Source organism: Aquitalea magnusonii (assembly GCF_002217795.2).
Taxonomy (GTDB): Bacteria; Pseudomonadota; Gammaproteobacteria; order Burkholderiales; family Chromobacteriaceae; genus Aquitalea; species Aquitalea magnusonii_B.
In genome coordinates, this window is the sequence record NZ_AP018823.1 from 4,165,014 (window position 1) to 4,185,084 (window position 20,071).

Sequence of the window (20,071 nt, forward strand, 5' to 3'; positions counted from 1 at the left end):
ACATCTCCTGAAGATGCAGCCAGTGTAGGCAGCCCTCATGCTTGCAGCGCTGCGTTTTACTGCGCGAGAATGCACGCAAACTGAAGTTTTCAGAAAATTAATGCAGGATTTCTGATATGGCGAATGAAATGGTGCTGGATAGCTACGACCGTAAACTGCTGGCCCTGCTGCAGGACGATGCCCGCCGCACCCACGATGAGCTGGCCGAAGCGGTCAGCCTGTCGCCCACCGCCGTCACCCGGCGGCTCAAACGGCTGCGCAGCGAGGGCATCATCCGCCGCGAAGTGGCGCTGGTAGACCCGGCAGTACTGGGACGGCCACTGCGGCTGGTGGTAAACGTGATTCTGGAGCGCGAACGCATTGCGCTGGTGGATGCCTTCAAGCAGGCCATCCGCGCCGCGCCGGAAGTCGTGGAGTGCTACCACGTGACCGGGCGACCGGACTTTGTGCTGGTGGTGCTGGTGCGCGACATGGGCGATTACGAGCGCTTTTGCCGCGAACACATCATGAGCAATGACAATGTGCGCGAGTTTGAATCGCTGGTGGTGATGGAAACCACCAAGTACAGCACCGCGATACCGCAGGACATGGCAGGCGACGGCGGCTGAAGCCCGGACCCGCCCGGTTAAATCAGCCCTCGTGCAGCAAGGCGTGCTGGATCTCCGACAGCGCCTGCGGCACGCGCATGAAATTGAGCGGCATGCCCAGCCGCCGCGCCATGTGCGAAGACGAGAACATGCCACACAACTGGTAATGGCCGGTGTTCAGGTCCAGCTCGGCCACCAGCGCATGCTGACGTCCCTGCTGCTTGAGCGTGGCCACCATGTGGCCGACAGTGGCGTGCTGCACATCGGCCAGCGACAGCATTTCCAGCTCGCTGCGCGGGGTCATCACATCACGCACCAGCACTTCGCTGTGACGCTTGCCATGCTCCAGCATGCACTGCACCGGGCGCTCCCCCAGGATGTCCGAGGCGGTAATCAGGCCCACCAGCCTGCTTTCGTCGTCCTGAACAAACAGCAGGCGAATGCCACGGCTGATCATCAGATTATGGGCGTGACGCAAAATCTCATCCTCACCAATGCTGACCGGGTCGATGATGCGCAGATCGGTCATTACCTCCAGTGCCGGACTCTTCAGATTGATGGGCCGCTGTGGGCGCTGGTCCAGATGAACCAGATCGGTATGTTTTGGCATGGCCATGGATGGCAGCGCTTGAAATGTGGTTTCCATGTGACTCTCCAGCTGGATCGATGTTGTTGTCTGGCTAGGCGGCAAGGCCTGGTCACAGTGGCGCGGCAGGCAGGCTGACACGTCGCTGACGGACTGAACCGTGGCTGTCTCCCCCACCCCGGTCCAGATTTCATTCTAGGCAGGATTTTTCAGATGCAAGGCCGCCGTTGCGCCCAAGCTGCAAATTTGTGTTGCGGCGCTGCGGGCATGCGCGGGGAAGTAAAACTTTCGGCTGACAGTGCGGCAAGCAGATGCTGCCAAACCCAAACCGCCGCTCGGGCCGGTTCAGATTATTGACTCGCCCCACTCGCTTTCAGCAAACAAAGCGAAGCGCCCGTACCGGGTAAGGGTGGAGGGATAGGGAATAGATGGGAAGGCGGCGGAAGAAACAGCTTAATCGACAGGCCCGGCTTTGCCGGGCCCGGTGCAATCGCACCACATCACGTTGTCAGCCGCCTGAACCGCCCCTCGGGGCGGTTGGCATGCGCGGCACCACACGCGGCCAGGCTTACATCTGCATGATGGCTTCCAGCTCTTCCACGGTTTTGGGAATCGGTTCGCCCAGCACCCGGCTGCCGGTTTCCGTCACCAGCACATTGTCTTCAATGCGGATGCCGCCAAACCCGCTCATGTCGGCAAAGCGCGCGTAGTTGATGTACTGGCTGTGCCGGCCCTCGGCCTGCCAGGCGGCAATCAGTGCCGGAATGAAATAAATGCCCGGCTCCACCGTCAGCACCATGCCGGCTTTCAATGCCTTGCCCAGCCGCAGATAAGCCAGGCCGAACAGCGGGCTGCGCTGCACGCTGTCGTCATAGCCCACCAGCTCCTCGCCCAGCCCTTCCATATCATGCACGTCCATGCCGATCTGATGCCCCAGGCCGTGCGGGAAGGCAATGGCATAAGCACCCGATTCGACAATCTCCTCCACCGGGCCATGGAAGAAGCCCAGCGCACGCATACCCTCCACCATCACCGCTGCGGCCAGCTTGTGTACATCCAGGTAGCGCACGCCCGGCTTGATGGCGGCAATGGCCTGCAACTGCATGTCCAGCACAATGTTGTACAACTCGCGCTGTTGCTGGTTGAAACGCCCGCCCACCGGGAAGGTGCGGGTGATATCGCTGGCATAGCCGCCGCCCGAGCTACAGCCGGTATCGTTCAATACCAGATCGCCCTTTTGCAGCACATTGTCGTGGGCATGGTTGTGCAGCACCTCGCCCCGGCGCGAGAAAATGGAAGGATAAGCCAACTGCCAGTCGTGACGGCGCATGATGCCTTCCATGATGCCCACCACCTGATGCTCCACCACGCCCGGACGCGAAGCCTGCATCGCTGCCACGTGCATGGCTCCGGTCACCGCCAGCGCGGCTTCCATTTGCGCCACCTCTTCCGCGCTCTTAATTTCACGCAGCGCCACCACCGCACGGGTCAGCGCAGGGGAAAACCCAGCCGCCACCTCGGCCGGATGCACAGCCAGCAGGCGGCCCAGCTCCAGCTTGGTCTCGCCACGGTAGGGGGCCAGATAATGCACAGTGCGCCCGGCGGCACGGGCTGCGGCCACGGCCTGCTCCAGCGCGGCATAAGGCTGGCTGTGGCTGATGCCGGCAGTGGCAGCACGCTCGGCCAGCGTGGGCTGCGGCCCGGTCCACACAATGTCGGCCACCTCCGGCTCACTACCGAACAAGGTGGTAGTGCCTGCGGCAGTGTCGATCAGAGCCGCCATGCCCGGCTGGTTCTGGCCAAAGAAGTAGCGGAAGCTGGAATCCTGCACAAAGGGAAAGATGTTGTCGTGGTAGTTCATCGGCGAATCCACATTGCCGACAAACAATAACAGGCTGTCCGGCATGGACTGCTGCAGCGCACTACGGCGCTGCTGATAGGTAGCAGCAGAAAACATCACTTACCCTCCTTTATCTGGCCATACCATCAGCGCAAGTGCCGGCTAGCTGGCATTTTATGGCGGAAAATCGCACAAACTGCGGATTGTATACAGAACAGACACTGTACACGGCCAGCCTGAACATGACCAGTGCAGTCACGCTTCTTCCCATGCCCGTGCAGTGAACAGCACAAAAATCACAGCATCATTGCCAACAGTTGGCCTGTCACTACCGATATTTGTGCAATATCCAAAATTTAATAAGAATTTTCTTATTGAATTAACACAAATGGCGATGATAATTTCATTAAAATTAAAATATTGTCATAATTTGGTTATAAAACACGCATGCTAGTTTATATCCCTAGCTAGATAGTGGCCCCAGATCAAACAAAGGGGCAAGTTAATAACTTTGCTATCACCAATGCAACATGTAGCGTCCAGTTTACCCATGATCAGCAGCAAGTCCTTGCCAAAAACCAACAGCACCAGTGGTGCAGACACCATTTTGGTTAACCGTTAATTGTCCAAGTCAAAATGCATTGGCAATTACCTTTACTGATGATAACAATATCACTCAAACGGGTTGCACTAACCCCGGAAAACAATTCTACAGCCAAAGGCATCGGCATGCTGTTACGCTACCTTAGCTGCCTTCATTTTCTTTAGTGCTGACTCTGTAGTTGCAGTTAACATCAGCCAGATCAAACTGGCCTCTGTTACCGACTAACAAACCAAGCCATTCAGCGTGGCATAGTCTCAACAATATCATTTCTCAAAAATGAATAATAATTTCCACGACAATAGTGACAAATATTTATTACTGTTAAGCATGCTTAATTTAAATAATCTATTATTATACTTAATTGACCAGTACTTCAGCGTGAGGATGACTTTCCATTGTAACGACGGCATTGAGGACATACAAAATGAATATTACTTATCTCGTAAAAACCTGTAGCATTAGCATACTCATACGCCCATTCAAACTGGCAGTAGTTTTTCATGCTCTTGTAAAGAAAAAAATTTATTCTACACACCTGATAATATTACTTACTTTCTTGTATGCTGCACCTGCATTTGCTTCTTGCAGCCCCTCCATGAATATTAAAACATCCATTCCTAATATCGCTCTCAATTTAAACAGCATTCCCGTCAACGGACAAATTGGAAGCGAATTCACCTCAGATACCAATATCGCAGTCAGTTGCAATGCAAGCGACGCGGTAAGAAGATTTAATCTTTGGACCGCACCCAATACTGCCGTTACCTCAGTAAATGGAATAAATATATACAAAACAAACAATCCAGGCATTGGTTTCGCATTTGGGTTTGAGCCAACTAATTTCTGCACATCCGTCGGTACAGTATGGATGACTGGCAGTTTCAGCAATCTAGCCAAGCCGGTTTGCGATGATAGCCTATATCTTAATAAGGATTATAATTATATGGGTAGATTTCATTATATTTTATATAAAATAAGCCCAACCATCACCAATGGTCCCACATCTTTGCCAAGGCCTAATTATGGCCTTTTCACAGAATATACCAATGCAACCAATGGACAAGGTGGATATTTCATGTCATCCCCCAGTTCGCCATCATTTTCGGTTACTGCAAGCACATGCAAACTACTAAGTTCCAGCATCCGTGATATTAAGCTTCCCACCATATCTATTACTTCCTTACCCAGCCGAGGTAGTCGGGCTGGTAATACTAATTTTAATATCATTGTCAACTGCCCCAGTCTTACCAATCTTAACATCACCTTCACCGATAATAATAATCGCAACAATACCGGTACGATGCTGACCCCAACTTTGTCATCCATCGCCCAGGGCGTGCGTATTCAATTACAATACAACGGTAATATCATCAAATTTGGCCCAGACTCTGCCGAGCCCGGCACTACGGGACAGATTGTGCTGAATTCCAATCTTGCCGGCACGCAAACTTTCCCGTTTACCGCATCGTATATTCGTACCGGAGCGTCCCTCAAGCCAGGCTCTTTGACATCCGCTGCCACCTTTACCCTGTCCTACCAATAAAAAAAGGCCGCTTGCACATGCAGGCGGCCATTGCTTTGTCTGGCACAATTTTCAGTTTTTACCCTGTATCACCGGCTTACTGGCCAGCGTGCTTTCGGAGCGCGCCTTCAAGAGCCAGCTTGTGCTGCCACCGGCCAGCACCGCCGTGCCCGGCGGGGTCTGGTCAAAGAAATAAGCAAAGCGGGAATCCTGCACAGAGGCAAAAGATGCTGTCGCGGAAGTTCATCCGTATATCCACATTGCCGACAAACAACAACAGTCTTTCCGGCATGGACTGCTGCAGCACGCTACGGTGCTGTTGGCAGGTGTCCGCAGAAAACATCGCTCATACTTCTTTACCCGGCTACTCCATCAATACAAGCACCATGCCACATGGCAGTTTATTGCGTGCGATATCGCAAATTTCTCACTCCATACCAAATTAGCCACTACTCTGGTGCATTAACCACTAGTCAATTTGCGACAATCAAGAATTGTCCAATATTTTTCAGGAAAAATCACCGACTTTGCATAATTCAATCTAACTAAAATTAAAAAATTCAACCCGCCTTGGCAAAATCAAATAAAACACGCTGACAAGCCCCCTTGCCCCATCAATGAAATCACAATATTTCACATTAAACACAATTAAAAGGAAACCATATGAAGCATTCTATATGCCGCTCCGTCGGTATAGTTTTGCTACGTAACACAAATTATCTTTTTATATTAATTACGATGTCTATTTTTATTGCACAAACAGCTTATGCCACCTGTACAGGAGGTGAAGTCATCATTCGTATTCCGGACCTTAATTTCAATGTAAACAATATTCCACTGAAAGGTAAGATTGGCAGTGAAATCATTACGCCAGAGCAATCACTAGGCTCGTGCAAGGCCACCGGCACCGAAAACCCTGGCCTTGCATATCGAACAGTAGCTGATCAAGGGATCAGCTCAAGCGTGATCATGGGAAAGAATATTTATACAACCAGCGTTCCTGGCATTGGCTACACGATTGGATTAGAACCCACTAACTTTTGCTTGGGAAATGGAATTTATTGGGTTCCCTTTGTCACCTGCAAAATACCTGTCAGCGGTAAAAATACTATGTCATTCAATGCCAAACTCCATTTCCAGCTTTACCGGATTGGCACCATCAGCAATGCCACCAACATAACCATTTTCAGAAATAATTTTGGATTAAGAGAATATAATGAATGGGATACCACTATGACACTCGTACTTACCTACCAGTCATCCTATCCATTTAATATGACTGTCAACACCTGCAGCTTACAATCAGCCAGCATTAGCAATATCAATCTTCCAAAGATATACAGCAATGCCTTGCCCAGCATCAATAGTCGTGCAGGCAGCACGCCATTCAGCCTGACGATTAATTGCCCGAACAATACCAATCTGAACATTACCTTTACCGACAATAACAAAATTGGCCAAACTACAAATGTTCTAACTCCGGACGCTACCTCCATCGCTGAAGGCGTGGGCATTCAATTGCAATACAACGGTAAAATCATCAGCTTTGGCCCTGACTCTGCCGAGCCCGGCGCTACTGGACAGATTATGCTGAACTCCAACCTTGCTGGCACGCAAACCTTCCCGTTTACCGCATCGTATATTCGTACCGGTGCGTTGAAGGCAGGTTCTTTGAAATCCACCGCCACCTTCACCCTGTCCTACCAATAAAAATGGCCGCTTGCCCATGCAGGCGGCCATTTTTTTTCTGACTCAACGCTCAGTTTTTTCCCTGCATCACCGGCTTGCTGGCCGGCGTGCTTTTGGGGCGCGCCTTCAAGAGCCAGCTTACGCTGCCCCCGGCCAACACCGCCCACAGCGGTGAACCCAGCCCGGCGATGGTGACACCCGATGCAGCCACCACAAAGGTGAGCAAGGCGGCTTCGCGGTGGCCTTCGTCCATCAAGGCGGCGGTAAGCGATGAGGCCAGTGTGCCGAACAGCGCCAGTCCGGCGGCAGTCACCACCAGCGCCTTGGGCAGCAGCAGCACCAGGCCGGCCAGTGCGCCACCGGCAATGCCCAGCACGATGTAGAGCGCACCGCACACCAGTCCGGCCATATAGCGGCGTTGCGGGTCCGGGTGGGCTTCCGGCCCGGTGCAGATGGCGGCGATGATGGCCGCCAGCGTCACGCCATGCCCGCCCAGCGGGGCGGTGATGACCGAGGCCAGCCCCAGCACGGTAACGGGCGAACGGGCCGGAATGTGATAACCGGAAGCAGACAGCACCGCCATGCCGGGCAGAAACTGGCTGGTGAGCGCCAGCAGTGCCAGCGGCAAGGCCAGGTTGACGAAGGCCGTCCACGACCACTGCGGCATGGTGAACAAGGGGCCGCTGCTGCCCTGCCAGCTACCCGCCGTACCATACATGCCTTGCCAACTGGCAATGGCCAGCCCCAGGCCAATGGCGGCCAGCAGCGCAAAGCGTGGAAACAGCTTGCGGCCGATGAAGAACAGCACCGTCATCGGCACCACCAGCAGCGCCTGCTGGCTGGCCTCCCCGGCCACGTCGGCAACAAAGTGGAACAGGATGCCACCCAGCATGGCGGCAGCCAGCGAGGCCGGGAAAATCTTCATCAGCTTGTCGAAGGCACCGCTCACCCCCACCAAGGTGACAATGACGGCAGCGGCCAGAAACGCTCCCACTGCCTCGCCATACGGCACGCCGGGCAGCGCGGCCAGCAGCAGCGCCGCACCGGGCGTGCTCCAGGCGGTAATCACCGGCACGCGCCAGCGCAGCGTCAGCCAGATACCGGCCACACCGGAGGCAATGGACACCGCCCACACCCAGGAGCCAAGCTGGGCGGCACTCAGCCCGGCAGACTGGGCGGCATGCACAATGATAAGAAAGGGGCCGGAATAACCCACCAGCAGTGCCAGCACTGCGGCAAGCCCGGCCGAAGGCGAGAAATGGGACCAGCTGAACGGCACACGATCAGCATGCGTCTGGCTGGCAGCGGACTCTCGCGGGGAAAGCGTGGACATGGATGAACTCCAGATGGCATCAATGCACACAGGGTAAACAATGCCGGCCGGTCTGCCTTCCCACACGGCGGGCAAACAGCGTAGACTGGGCTGAATCTGTTATATACAACAGCGATGACCGATACTCCGCTCTACCTGCATATCGCCCGCCAACTGCAAGCGCGGCTGGACAGTGGCGAATGGCCGCCGGGCAGCCGCCTGCCCGCCGTGCGTCAACTGGCGGCCGAACACGGCGTCAACACGCTGACGGCACTGGCGGCCTATCGCTATCTGGAAGAACAACAGCGCGTGGTGGCACGTCCGCGCAGCGGTTTCTTTGCGGCCTTGCCGCGTCATGTGGCGGAACATCGCCATGCCACCCTGCCCGGCCCCACCGCCGCCGCACTGGTGGACGTGGACAGCCGCATGAGCAATCTGATCCGCCTGTCGGCGTCCTCCACCCGTCAGCAATTGCATATGGCCGAGGCGCACCACAGCCTGTATCCGGCACAGGAATTGTCCCGGCGCATGCAAATGCGGCTGGCCCGCCAGCCGGAGCTGATTGGCGCTTACCTGCCCACCGCCGACCAGCAACAGCTATACCAGCAAATACGCCGACTGGCCGCTGGCTGGCAACTGGATATTCCGGCCGAGCACATCCTGTTCACCCAGGGCATCACCGAGGCCATCAGCCTGTCGCTGCGCCACCTCACCCGTCCGGGCGATGTGGTGGCGGTGGAAACCCCGGTGTACTTCGGCCTGCTGCAAACCCTGCAGACACTGGGCCTGAAGGCGCTGGAGATTCCCTGCACGCCGGATGCCGGGCTGTCGCTGGAGGCGCTGGAATTTGCCCTGCGCCACGGCGCGCCGGTGAAATGCCTGGTGACAGTGACCAACTTCCAGAACCCCACCGGCGCGCTGATGCCGGACGACAACAAAAAGCGCCTGCTGCAACTGGCGCGCCGCCACGGCCTCACCATCATCGAGGACGATGTGTTTGGCGAGCTGTATTTCGGCAACCAGCACCCGGCTCCGCTCAAGGCCTGGGACCGTGACGGCGACGTGATTTACTGCTCGTCCTTCACCAAGAGTTTTGCCCCGGCCTTCCGCCTGGGCTGGCTGTCCGGCGGGCGGCACCATGCCGCGCTGGAACGGCTGCGCGAAAGCAGCAGCCTGGTCAGCCCGGCCATCTTGCTGGCGGTATTGTCCGAGATGCTGGCCAGCGGCGACTACGCCCGCATCAGCCAGCGCATCCGCCAGCAGCTGAAACAGCAAATGGAACAACTGAGCGATGCGGTGCTGGACGCCTTCCCGCGCGGCACCCGCGTCCGGCGGCCACAAGGCGGCATGCTGCTGTGGGTGGAAGGCCCGGAAGGGCTGGACAGCCAGGCCCTGCTGGAAGCGGCGCTCTCCCGCTCCATCAGCTTTGCCCCCGGTCTGGTGTTTTCCGCCGAGCCGCGTTTTGGCCACTGCCTGCGCATCAACTGCGGCCAGCCCTGGTCCACCCAGTTGGCCGAGGACATTCACTTGCTGGGCTGGCTGGCAGCAGAACAACTGGCCGGACGGCAGTAATGGAGCAGGTGGATTGCGTGGTGATAGGTGCCGGCGTGGTGGGCTTGGCCATTGCCCGCCAACTGGCCATGGCCGGGCGCGAAGTGCTGATTTGCGAGGCCGAAGGCCAGATTGGCCAACATTGCAGCAGCCGCAACAGCGAGGTGATTCATGCCGGGCTGTATTACCCCACCGGCAGCCTGAAGGCGCGGCTGTGCGTGCAGGGTCGTGCCATGCTGTACCGCTATTGCGCCGAGCGGCACATCCCGCATCAGCGTATCGGCAAGCTGCTGCTGGCCAACACCGCTGCCGACATGCCGCGCTTGAAGGACATCGCCCGCCGCGCTGCCGCCAATGGCGTGGAGGATCTGCAATGGCTGGATGCCGCCGGGGTGCGGGCGCTGGAACCGGTACTAAACGTCCATGCCGCCTTGCTGTCCCCCTCCACCGGCATCGTGGACAGCCATGCCTTGCTGCAAGCGCTGCTGGCCGATGCCGAAGCCCATGGCGCGCAACTGGCCTGCCATTCCCCGCTCAGCCGTGGCCGGGTGCTGGCAGATGGCATGGAGCTGGAAATCGCCGGCATCACCATCAAGGCCAGATCGGTCATCAACGCAGCCGGAGCCTGGGCACCTGCCGTTGCCGCCAGCATGGCCGGTGTTCCACGTGAAACCATCCCGACAGCCCATTACGCCCGTGGTGTGTATTTCAGCCTCAGCGGGCGTTCGCCGTTCTCGCGGCTGATTTACCCGCTGCCGGAAGCGGGCGGGCTGGGCTGCCACCTGACGCTGGATCTGGCCGGACAGGCGCGCTTCGGCCCGGATGTGGCATGGATAGACGGCGTGGACTACCGGCTGGACCCGGCGCGTGCCGCTGCCTTCTATCACAGCATTCGCCGCTGGTGGCCGCAGTTGCCGGACGGTGCATTGCAGCCCGCCTACGCCGGAGTACGCCCCAAACTGGCAGGACCAGGCGAGCCGGATGCCGACTTTGTCATCCAGGGCCCGGCACAGCACGGCGTGGCCGGGCTGATCAATCTGTACGGCATTGAATCCCCCGGCCTCACCAGTTGCCTGGCGCTGGCGGCGCTGGTGGGTGCCATGGCCAATCACACCACCTGAGGCAGACATGACAGACCGCCCCACCCTGCACGCCATCAATCTGGCAGTGGTCAGCCCCATGCTGATCGAGGGCCGCCGCATCATGAGCGGCATCAACAAGCTGCCGGTCAGTACCCTGCAACGGCCCGAGGCCATTGCGGTGGGCAAGCTGGGGCTGGCGGGCGACGAACAGGCCGACCCCACCGTACACGGCGGGCTGGCCAAGGCCATCTACGCCTATCCGCTGGAGCACTACCCGTTCTGGCAGCAAGCCTGCCAGCAGCATGGTTCGCGCCATGCCGGCAGCACATTGCACCACGGCATGCTGGGAGAAAACCTCACCATCAGCGGACTGCTGGAACAGGATGCCTACGTGGGCGATGTGCTGGAATTTGCCGATTGCCGACTGCAGATTACCGAACCACGCCAGCCCTGCTTCAAGTTCCAGGCGCACATGGACATGCGCCTGGCGGTAAAGCTGATGGCGCAAAGCGGCCATTGCGGCTTTTATCTGGCGGTACTGCAAACCGGCACGCTGCGCGCCGGGGAAAGCTTCCGCATCCTGCCCGGCCCGCGCGAACTGAGCATGGCCGAAGCCTTCCGCCGCCGCCTGCGCCGGCAGGATTAAAGCCACCGCATAAGCCGTCAGCATTTGGCGAAATGCGCGGCTCATGTAGAATCAGACAGCCCCCAACACCGCAGCCTACTGACAAACGACCCGCCACCATGATCATTCTCAATCAGCGCCAGCAAGAACTGCTGGGCATCGTCCATCGCGAAAGCTATGTCACCGTGGAAAAGCTGTCCGCCCATTTTGGCGTCACCCACCAGACCATACGCCGCGACATTGCGCTGATGGCGGAACACCAGCTGCTGCAGCGCTATCACGGTGGTGCCAGCGTGCTGTCCAGTGTGGAAAACGTGGCATACAACGCCCGTCAGGTGCTGTGCATCGAGGAAAAGCGCCGCCTGGCCGCGCTGCTGGCCAAGCAGATTCCTGACAATGCCTCCTTGTTCATCAATATCGGCACCACCACCGAGGAGGTGGCCAAGGCACTGCACCGCCATCGCGGCCTCAGGGTGATCACCAACAACCTGCACGTGGCCGACATGATGTGCGACTACCCGGATTGCGAGGTCATCGTGCTGGGCGGCGTGCTGCGCAAGCGCGACCGCGGCATCACCGGCGAAGCCACGGTGCAGCTGATCCGCCAGTTCAAGGTGGACTACGGCATCATCGGCATCTCCAGCATCGAAAACGATGGCGTGCTGCGCGATTACGACTATCGTGAAGTACGCACCTCGGAAGCCATCATCCAGCAATCGCGCCAGGTGCTGCTGGCGGCGGATCATTCCAAGTTCGGCCGCCCGGCGCTGGTGGAACTGGGCCATCTGTCGCAGGTGCATGCGCTGTTTACCGACAAGCCGGTGCCGCCGGAAATGCAAGCGGTGATTGCCGAAGCAGGTACCCAGTTGTTTGTCGCCGACTGAGACCCGCGAAAAAGCCGCCTTGCCGTACTGGCTGTACTGTCTGCGTCGGCGCGCCCAGGCCCGGATTTTCTGCGAGGTTTTGTCAGCCGCGCTGCACGAACCTCTGCCACATCAAGCTGCCAAAAACTGTTGCAGCCCGAATGTTGAGGAGCCACACATGTCAGGATTCACCCGCCACACCCTGTCCATCGGCCTGTCTGCCCTGCTGCTGGCCGCCACTGCCCAGGCCGAACTGGCCAAAGGTGCCCCGGCCAGCGACTTCAGCACCGAAGCCTCGCTGGGCGGCAAGCGCTTTCAGTACTCGCTGAACGAGGCGCTGAGCCACGGCCCGGTGGTGCTGTATTTCTACCCGGCGGCCTTTACCAGCGGCTGCACGGTGGAAGCCCACCTGTTTGCCGAAGCCACCGATAAGTTCAAGGCGCTGGGGGCTACGGTGATTGGCGTCTCCGGCGATGACATCGAAAAGCTGCAACGCTTTTCCGTGTCCGAATGCCGCAGCAAATTCCCGGTGGCGGCGGACAAGGATCGCAAGATCATGAAAGCCTACGACGCGGTGATGATTCCCGGCACCAGCTATGCCAGCCGTACTTCCTATGTCATCACGCCGGATCACAAGGTGTGGTACAGCTATAACGCCATGGCCCCCGACCAGCATGTCAGCAATACGCTGAAGGCGCTGGAAGCGTGGAAGGCGGCGGGGCACTAAGCCAGCGTCCCCGTCGTGGAGAGTGCATGAATCCCTACCTGCTGTTTTTCCTGGCTTTTGCCAGCTCCGCTGCCGTACCCGGTCCGGAAATTGCCGCCTTGCTGTCACGCTCGCTCAGCCACGGCATGCGTTCCAGCCTGCCGCTGGCCGTCGGCATCATTAGCGGCAAGCTGGTAATGCTGACCACGGCAGTGCTCGGTCTGGCCGTGCTGCTGCATGTGCTCGGGCCTGCTTTTGCACTGCTGAAATGGGCCGGTGTCGGCTATTTGCTATGGCTGGGCATCAACAAATGGCGCAAGGCTGGCAAGCCACTGACTACTGCCGAGGCCAGTCTGGGCAAGCCGTCGCTGGAATTCGGTCTGGGCATGGCCATGACGCTGTCCAACCCGCTGGCACTGGCCTTCTATATGGCCTTGCTGCCGAATGTGATTCCGCTGGCCGACATCGGCCCTGGCAGTTATTTACTGCTGTGCGGCATCATCATCGCCACCATGCTGCTGATCACCCTGGGCTACGGCCTGCTGGCCGAAGCCAGCCGGGCGGTGTTTCGCTCGCCACGCGCCAAGGCCAATATTGACCGTGGTTCGGGCAGCATCATGCTGGGTGTGGCACTGTTACTGGCCAGCCGCTAAGACAAACACTCAGCCAGCCCGCGCCGCCAGCGCCGCTCCGCCGATGATGGCAAGGCAGGACAGCAACAGGCTCCAGCTGGGTGTGGCCAGGCCTGCGCCCAGCAGCAACAGCGTGGAGATCAGCGGTGCGGCGTAGGACAGCACGCCAAGCAGTGGCAGATTGCCCTGCTTCATGCCGATATCCCAGGTAAAGAAGGCAATGCCCACCGGCCCCAGCCCCAGCGCCAGCACGCCCAGCCAGGCCGTCCACGGTGCAGTCCATACCGTGCTTTCCCCGTACAGATGACACAGCGCCGCCAGCACGGCAGTTGCGGCACAGAACCAGCCCACCGCATCGGTCGGCACCTGTGCCACCAGACGGCTGGCCACCGAGTACAGCGACCAGATCAGCGCGCACAGCAAGGCCATCAGGTAGCCGGGCAGGTACTGGCGGGCAAAACCACCCTGCCCGCCACCCAGCAACAGCCAGCAGCCACCCAGCGCCAGCAGGCCGCCCAACAGATGCCAGCGTGACAGGCGATGGCCGGGCAGCAAGGCGGAAAACAGCAGAATCAGCAGCGGCCACAGATAGGCCAGCAGGCTGACCTGCACCGCCGGGGCCAGCCGCATGGCCAGAAAATAGCAAAAGTGATATCCGAACAGCCCGCCCACTCCCAGCGCCCAGGCCAAGGGCGGCTGACGCAGAAAGCGGATAGGCGACTGAGCGGCGCGCAGCCATTTGGCCAGCATCAGGCCAAAGGCCAGCGCAAAGGTCATGGCCAATAGCTGAAAGGGCGGAAACACGCCGGCAGTCAGCCGGGTCAGCAGCGCAAGGCTGCCCCATAGCACAATGGACAAGCTGCCGATCAGCGTAGCCTGGTGACGGGTAAGCATGGGGAACACTCTCTGACAAACAAAGCCGCAGTGTAGGCAGGATGGTGCGCGGCGACTTTGCCGGGCTGGCGGGCTTATTTGGCCGGATGGCGGAAATGGCTGGGGGCGATGCCGAAATGGCGGCGGAAGCGGTCGCTGAAGGCGGACAGGCTGGCATAGCCGCACTGCTCGGCCACCTGCTGCACCGGCAAACCACCCTGTTCCAGCAGCAGCCAGCCATGCTGCATGCGCTGCTCCAGCTGGTACTGGCCGGGGCTCATGCCCAGTTGGCGGCGGAACAGCTCGGACAACTGGCGCACGCTCAGGTGAGCCGCCGCCGCCAGTTGCGCCAGGCTGATGTCCTCGGCAAAGCGCACATCCAGCACTGCGCGGGCAGCGGCCACCCGCCGGTCCAGCTTGTTGTCGGCACCGGCACGCTCGGCCAGTAACTGGGTGAGCAACAGCAGCATCTGCCGCCGGCTGTGTTCTGCCGCGGCCGGGCGGGAGAGCTCGGCACGTAAAAATTCCACATAAGCCAGCAAGCTGGCATCCAGCGGCAAAAAAGCAGGCAGGCTGGCCAGTTGCGGTGCCAGGCTGGCCGGCACATTGGCCACCACGAAGGCATTGTCACCCGGCGCGGCAAAACCGTGGCTGTTGCCCGCGGCAATTACCGCCAACTGGCCGGCCTGCACCAGCCCGCCACGGCCCTCGACATCCAGCTCCAGACAGCCATGCGCCGGCAGCACCAGTTGATGGTAATCATGCTGATGCTGGTGGCTTTCCTGCTGGTAACTGCGCAGCTCCAGCAGCAGGTGGTCTTGATGGGGCATGGTGCCATGGTAGCGGCACGGAGCGGGGCTGCGTAAACGTACACGCAAAAAAAGCCCACCAACAAGGGTGGTGGCCACAGATTACTCTCGCTTTCTGCAAGGAAAGCGAGGCTCCCTTGCAGGGCAAGGGCGGGGGAATTGGGAATAGATAGAAAGGCTGCGGAATCAGACAGTAAATCGAAAGGCCCGGCTTTGCCGGGTCCTTTGCAATCGCACCAAATCACTTTGTCAGCAGCCTGGGCCTACGGGAGGAGATGGGCGCAAGCCCTGATACAACAAGATACGACCACAACAAATCGTGACGCTTAGCCCGGCTGGGCGCTGTGTACTGCCGGGTTGTCCGGCTGCATGGCACGCTGGCGGTAACGGGCCAGCCAGTCAGTCAGCACGACACTGGCATTGGCTGGCAGGTGCAGACGCAGCTTGCTGCGTCGCCACAGGATGTCCTCGGCATTGGTCGCCCATTCCTGATCCACCAGATAACTTAATTCGGCCTCATATACGCCGGGCAGCACTTCTTCGCCCAGGTCGGCCAGGCTGCGGGCACTGCCGATCAGCGTATGCAGCCGCGTGCCGTAGCTTTTCACATAGCGCTGCAGCAGTGCGGCAGGCAGCCAGGGATAACGCTGCTGGCTGGCGGTCAGGAAGGCAGCCGCATCGGCATTCGGCATATCGCCACCGGGCAGCGGCACACCGGCCGTCCAGGTGGGCTGGTGATTACCCAGCAGCGGGGCCAGGCGGTCCACGGCTTCTTCCGCCAGCTTGCGGTAGGTGGTGATCTTGCCGCCAAACACTGACAGCATCGGCGCACCGTTATTGTCCAGTTCCAGCGCATAATCACGCGTCACACTGGAGGCATTGCTGGCTTCGTCGTCCAGCAGCGGGCGCACGCCGGAATAGGTGCTCAGCACGTCGTCCGCGCCAATCTGGCTGTTGAAGTAGCGGTTGCTCATGCGGCACAGGTAGTCCACTTCGTCGCCATCAATCTGCACACTGCCGGGGTCGCCGTGGTATTCCACATCGGTGGTGCCGATCAGGGTGAAGTCGTTTTCGTAGGGGATGGCAAAAATGATGCGCTTGTCCGGATTCTGGAAAATATAGGCATAGGGGTGATCAAACAGCTTTTTCACCACGATGTGGCTGCCTTTCACCAGACGGATGGACTTGGGCGATGGCAGCTGCAAGGTGTCTTTCAGCAGGCTTTCCACCCAGGGGCCGGCGGCGTTCACCACCGCGCGCGCCCTCACCTGCTCCTGACGGCCATCATCATGCTGCAGCGTACACAGCCAGTGCTCACCCTCGCGCCGCGCCGCCACACAGGCGGTACGGGTGAGGATACGCGCGCCGTGCTCGGCGGCTGCCATGGCATTGAGCACCACCAGCCGGGCGTCCTGCACCCAGCCGTCGGAATAGACAAAACCGCGCTTGAAAGCGGCTTTCAGCGGTGCGCCGGACGGATGCTTGGCAAAGCTGATGGTTTCCGAGCCGGGCAGTACTTCGCGCCGGGCCAGATGATCGTACAGGAACAGCCCGCAGCGGATCATCCATTCCGGACGCTGGGCCTTGTCATGCGGCATGACAAAGCGCAGTGGCCAGATGATGTGCGGCGCGGCCTTGAGCAGCACTTCGCGCTCCTGCAGCGCCTTGCGCACCAGGCCAAACTCGTAATATTCCAGATAGCGCAGACCGCCATGAATCAGCTTGGTGCTGGCCGACGAGGTATGCGCCGCCAGATCGTCCTTTTCGCACAGCAGCACCGACAGGCCACGGCCAGCCGCATCACGGGCAATGCCGGCACCATTGATGCCGCCGCCAATCACCATCAGGTCATAGAGTTTCACAGTGCAATCCTCGGTCTTGTCTGCATCCGGCCTGCGCCTGTCAGTACAGGGCAAGAAGGCGGATTTTGCTTGTTGATGCTTGTTAGCATAGAGTCATACGAATGCAAATTCAACACAAAATGTTCGTTTATGTTCGTTTTGTGCGCCGCAATGTGCGTATTGACCACAACATTCTTTGTTTCGTATTCCATTACTGGCTCCCTCTGCTGGCCAATGCCGGTGGACCTGCCATGCTGAAAACATAAAAAAAAAGCCACCCGCAGGTGGCTTGCCGGCCCCGCCAGCGGCGGGGCACCAGGAGCAAAACGGTTTACAGATGGGTATAGGTGAGCGCCGCCAGCGTGCCACCCAGCAAGGAGCCGACTACCGGCACCCAGGCATAGCCCCAGTCGCTGGAGCCCTTGCCCGGAATGGGCAGCAGCGCATGCATGATGCGCGGGGCCAGATCGCGCGCCGGGCTCATCGCATAGCCGGTGGTACCGCCCAGCGACACACCGATACCCAGGACCAGCAAGGCCACCGGCAGGGCATCCATCGCGCCCAACGACATCTTGGGCGCCACCATGCTGAGAATGGCAAACACCAGCACGAAGGTGGCCAGCACCTCGGACAACAGATTGCCCGGCAGGCTGCGGATGGCCGGGCCGGTGCAGAAGGTGGCCAGCTTCAAATCCGCGCAATCGGTGGTTTCGTAATGCTTGCGGTACATCACCCACACCAGCAGCGCACCCATCATGCCGCCCAGCATTTGCGACAGCACATAGCCCGGCACACGGGCCCATTCAAACTTGCCGGCCACCGCCAGCGCCACGGTAACAGCAGGGTTCAGATGCGCACCGCTGATGGCCGCCACGCTGAATACGCCGACAAACACCGCCATTGCCCAGCCAAAGGCAATCACGATCAGGCCACTGTTATGGCCCTTGGTATTGCTCAGCAGCACATTGGCCACCACGCCATTGCCCAGCAATACCAGCAGGGCGGTTCCGATAAATTCACCAAACAAAGGGTTCATGCAGGGTCTCCGCGCCATGACTCCCGCTACCACCGGCTACTCTGGCTGATGGCTGCTCTTTCATGACGACAGTTACTGGCAGCAGGCACGGGCGGATGGATCTTGCTGTCGTCCGGCCACAGGCTGCTGCCATACATCACACAGGAAATTCACACGGCCAGACTCTGCACACACCTCGGGCATGGGTGCGGGCAGCACGGTCAGCCGCCGTGTGGGAACAGCGCATCAGGCGTCGGCCCAGGCCTTGGCGGCATTGACGGCGCGCACCCAGCCACGGACATTGGCCTCTACTTGTTCAGCCGCCATGCTTTGCTGGAAGCGGCGGTCCAGTTGCCACTGGCCCTGGATGTCCTCCACCCCGGCCCAGTAGCCCACGGCCAGACCAGCCAGATAGGCCGCGCCCAGCGCGGTGGTTTCGGTAATCTTCGGCCGCACCACGTCCACGCCCAGAATGTCGGACTGGAATTGCATCAGCAGTTGGTTGACGGTGGCACCGCCATCCACGCGCAATTCAGCAATGGCCATGCCGGCATCGGCTTCCATCGCCTTGAGCACGTCCATGGTCTGGTAGGCAATGCTGTCCAGCGCGGCGCGGGCAATGTGCGCGGCCTTGGTACCCAGCGTGGCACCGACGATGGTGCCGCGTGCGTTCTGGTTCCAGTGCGGCGCACCCAGGCCGGCAAAGGCCGGCACCAGGTAGACGCCATCGCTGTCGGCCACTTCCTGTGCCAGCGGGCCGACATCGGCCGAGTGGCGGATGATGCCCAGGCCGTCGCGCAGCCATTTCACCACCGCGCCACCAATGAAAATGGAACCTTCCAGCGCGTAATGCACCTTGCCATCCACCTTCCAGGCAATGGTGGTCAGCAGCTTGTTGGTGGATTCAATCGGCTGTTCGCCGGTATTCATCATCATGAAGCAGCCGGTGCCATAGGTGTTTTTCACCATGCCGGGGCGGGTGCATTGCTGGCCGAACAAGGCGGCCTGCTGGTCGCCGGCCACGCCGGCAATCGGGATTTCCACGCCCAGATGGGCGGCATGGGTATGGCCGTACACTTCGCTGGAGCTTTTCACTGCCGGCAGCATGCTGGCCGGAATGCTCAGGATGTCCAGCAGTTCGGCATCCCACTCCAGCGTGTGGATGTTGTACAGCATGGTGCGCGAGGCATTGGACACGTCGGTGACATGTACCTTGCCGTGGGTGAAGTTCCAGATCAGCCAGCTATCCACGGTGCCGAAGGCCAGCTTGCCAGCCTCGGCACGAGCACGTGCGCCCGGCACATTGTCCAGAATCCACTTGATCTTGCTGCCGGAGAAATAGGCATCCACCAGCAGGCCGGTCTTGTTGCGGATGGTGTCGGCCAGGCCGCGTTCTTTCAGCTGGTCGCAAAAGGCGGCGGTGCGGCGGTCTTGCCAGACGATGGCGTTATACACCGGCAGGCCGGTTTCGCGGTCCCACACAATGGTGGTTTCGCGCTGGTTGGTAATGCCGATGGCGGCAATGCTGCGGCCATCGATACCAGCCTTGGCCACGGCTTCGGCAGCCACACCAGCCTGCCCGCCCCAGATTTCCTGCGGGTCGTGTTCCACCCAGCCCGGCTGGGGATAAATCTGGCGGAATTCCTTTTGCGCCAGCGACACGATGTCGCCGGCCTGGTTGAACAGAATGGCACGCGAACTGGTCGTGCCCTGATCCAGCGCCAGAATGAACTGGTTCTTCATGTGAGGTGTCTCCTTGGCAATCCAAAGGCCGTTGCTGGCCGAGCGTTTTTGCTGACTGGTTTTGACGGCATCGCCACACCCCTGCAGTGCTGCCGGGGCAGGCTGGCAATCTTTGTTATGTTGTTTTTTGTACTTATAGTGTTCGTTTTATTTTCGGCCAATTCTAGTTAACACGCTTCAGCTGTCAATCA

The 20,071-nt window shown here is 59.3% G+C and carries 18 protein-coding genes; 10 read left to right on the top strand and 8 right to left on the bottom strand.

The genetic code is table 11. The features are described from left to right. The first annotated feature begins 116 nt into the window (after nt 1–116). Nucleotides 117–608, top strand: coding sequence for an Lrp/AsnC family transcriptional regulator (locus DLM_RS19540; RefSeq protein WP_197715457.1), 492 nt, complete (start codon nt 117–119; stop codon nt 606–608). A gap of 22 nt (nt 609–630) precedes the next feature. Here the strand turns inward: DLM_RS19540 and DLM_RS19545 are convergent, their stop codons facing one another. Together DLM_RS19545 and DLM_RS19550 are read right to left on the bottom strand one after the other, a co-directional pair. Further along, nucleotides 631–1,233 (bottom strand): CBS domain-containing protein, encoded by a 603-nt coding sequence (locus DLM_RS19545; RefSeq protein WP_089082378.1) that lies wholly within the window; start codon nt 1,231–1,233, stop codon nt 631–633. A gap of 508 nt (nt 1,234–1,741) precedes the next feature. Then, nucleotides 1,742–3,130 (bottom strand): aminopeptidase P family protein, encoded by a 1,389-nt coding sequence (locus tag DLM_RS19550; RefSeq protein WP_089082379.1) that lies wholly within the window; start codon nt 3,128–3,130, stop codon nt 1,742–1,744. A 911-nt stretch (nt 3,131–4,041) separates the two neighbouring features. Between DLM_RS19550 and DLM_RS19555 the strand changes: the two genes are divergently transcribed. Together DLM_RS19555 and DLM_RS19560 are read left to right on the top strand one after the other, a co-directional pair. Beyond that, complete coding sequence (locus DLM_RS19555; RefSeq protein ID WP_089082380.1) at nt 4,042–5,160, top strand: fimbrial protein; 1,119 nt, start codon at nt 4,042–4,044, stop codon at nt 5,158–5,160. Between the two features lie 642 nt (nt 5,161–5,802). Then, complete coding sequence (locus DLM_RS19560) at nt 5,803–6,849, top strand: fimbrial protein (RefSeq protein WP_089082381.1); 1,047 nt, start codon at nt 5,803–5,805, stop codon at nt 6,847–6,849. 49 nt (nt 6,850–6,898) lie between these two features. On the opposite strand, the gene DLM_RS19565 is transcribed toward DLM_RS19560, so the two are convergent. Then, the gene (locus DLM_RS19565) at nt 6,899–8,161 is read right to left on the bottom strand and encodes a benzoate/H(+) symporter BenE family transporter (RefSeq protein ID WP_089082382.1); all 1,263 of its coding nucleotides are present in this window, start codon (nt 8,159–8,161) and stop codon (nt 6,899–6,901) included. A gap of 114 nt (nt 8,162–8,275) precedes the next feature. Between DLM_RS19565 and DLM_RS19570 the strand changes: the two genes are divergently transcribed. The 6 genes from DLM_RS19570 to DLM_RS19595 all read left to right on the top strand — a co-directional run bounded on the left by DLM_RS19570 (nt 8,276) and on the right by DLM_RS19595 (nt 13,620). Continuing rightward, nucleotides 8,276–9,712 carry a PLP-dependent aminotransferase family protein gene (locus DLM_RS19570; RefSeq protein WP_089082383.1) on the top strand — a complete coding sequence of 479 codons (1,437 nt, stop codon included), beginning with the start codon at nt 8,276–8,278 and terminating at the stop codon, nt 9,710–9,712. Then, entirely contained in the window at nt 9,712–10,812 is a 1,101-nt protein-coding gene (locus DLM_RS19575) for an NAD(P)/FAD-dependent oxidoreductase (RefSeq protein ID WP_089082384.1), read from the top strand. The genes DLM_RS19570 and DLM_RS19575 overlap by 1 nt, the downstream gene beginning before the upstream one ends. A 7-nt stretch (nt 10,813–10,819) precedes the next feature. Beyond that, entirely contained in the window at nt 10,820–11,419 is a 600-nt protein-coding gene (locus DLM_RS19580) for an MOSC domain-containing protein (RefSeq protein WP_089082385.1), read from the top strand. A 101-nt stretch (nt 11,420–11,520) separates the two neighbouring features. After that, nucleotides 11,521–12,282, top strand: coding sequence for a DeoR/GlpR family DNA-binding transcription regulator (locus tag DLM_RS19585; RefSeq protein WP_420000721.1), 762 nt, complete (start codon nt 11,521–11,523; stop codon nt 12,280–12,282). Nucleotides 12,283–12,439: 157 nt separating this feature from the next. Next, the gene (locus tag DLM_RS19590) at nt 12,440–12,988 is read left to right on the top strand and encodes a peroxiredoxin (protein ID WP_089082387.1); all 549 of its coding nucleotides are present in this window, start codon (nt 12,440–12,442) and stop codon (nt 12,986–12,988) included. A gap of 26 nt (nt 12,989–13,014) precedes the next feature. Continuing rightward, the gene (locus DLM_RS19595; RefSeq protein ID WP_089082388.1) at nt 13,015–13,620 is read left to right on the top strand and encodes a LysE family translocator; all 606 of its coding nucleotides are present in this window, start codon (nt 13,015–13,017) and stop codon (nt 13,618–13,620) included. Nucleotides 13,621–13,629: 9 nt separating this feature from the next. On the opposite strand, the gene DLM_RS19600 is transcribed toward DLM_RS19595, so the two are convergent. The 3 genes from DLM_RS19600 to glpD all read right to left on the bottom strand — a co-directional run bounded on the left by DLM_RS19600 (nt 13,630) and on the right by glpD (nt 17,143). Beyond that, on the bottom strand, nt 13,630–14,493 hold the full coding sequence (locus DLM_RS19600) for a DMT family transporter (RefSeq protein ID WP_089082389.1): 864 nt from the start codon (nt 14,491–14,493) through the stop codon (nt 13,630–13,632). 74 nt (nt 14,494–14,567) lie between these two features. Then, the gene (locus DLM_RS19605) at nt 14,568–15,302 is read right to left on the bottom strand and encodes a helix-turn-helix transcriptional regulator (protein ID WP_089082390.1); all 735 of its coding nucleotides are present in this window, start codon (nt 15,300–15,302) and stop codon (nt 14,568–14,570) included. Nucleotides 15,303–15,607: 305 nt separating this feature from the next. Beyond that, a complete protein-coding gene (gene glpD, locus DLM_RS19610; RefSeq protein WP_197715458.1) occupies nt 15,608–17,143 on the bottom strand; it encodes a glycerol-3-phosphate dehydrogenase in 1,536 nt (511 codons plus the stop codon). A gap of 101 nt (nt 17,144–17,244) precedes the next feature. On the opposite strand from glpD, the gene DLM_RS23445 reads away from it, so the two are divergent. Next, nucleotides 17,245–17,388, top strand: a complete 144-nt coding sequence (locus DLM_RS23445; protein ID WP_167467173.1) for a hypothetical protein — start codon at nt 17,245–17,247, stop codon at nt 17,386–17,388. Between the two features lie 65 nt (nt 17,389–17,453). Here the strand turns inward: DLM_RS23445 and DLM_RS19615 are convergent, their stop codons facing one another. Together DLM_RS19615 and glpK are read right to left on the bottom strand one after the other, a co-directional pair. After that, complete coding sequence (locus DLM_RS19615; RefSeq protein ID WP_089082391.1) at nt 17,454–18,158, bottom strand: MIP/aquaporin family protein; 705 nt, start codon at nt 18,156–18,158, stop codon at nt 17,454–17,456. Between the two features lie 225 nt (nt 18,159–18,383). Beyond that, nucleotides 18,384–19,880, bottom strand: a complete 1,497-nt coding sequence (gene glpK / locus DLM_RS19620) for a glycerol kinase GlpK (RefSeq protein WP_089082392.1) — start codon at nt 19,878–19,880, stop codon at nt 18,384–18,386. Nucleotides 19,881–20,071 lie beyond the last annotated feature (191 nt).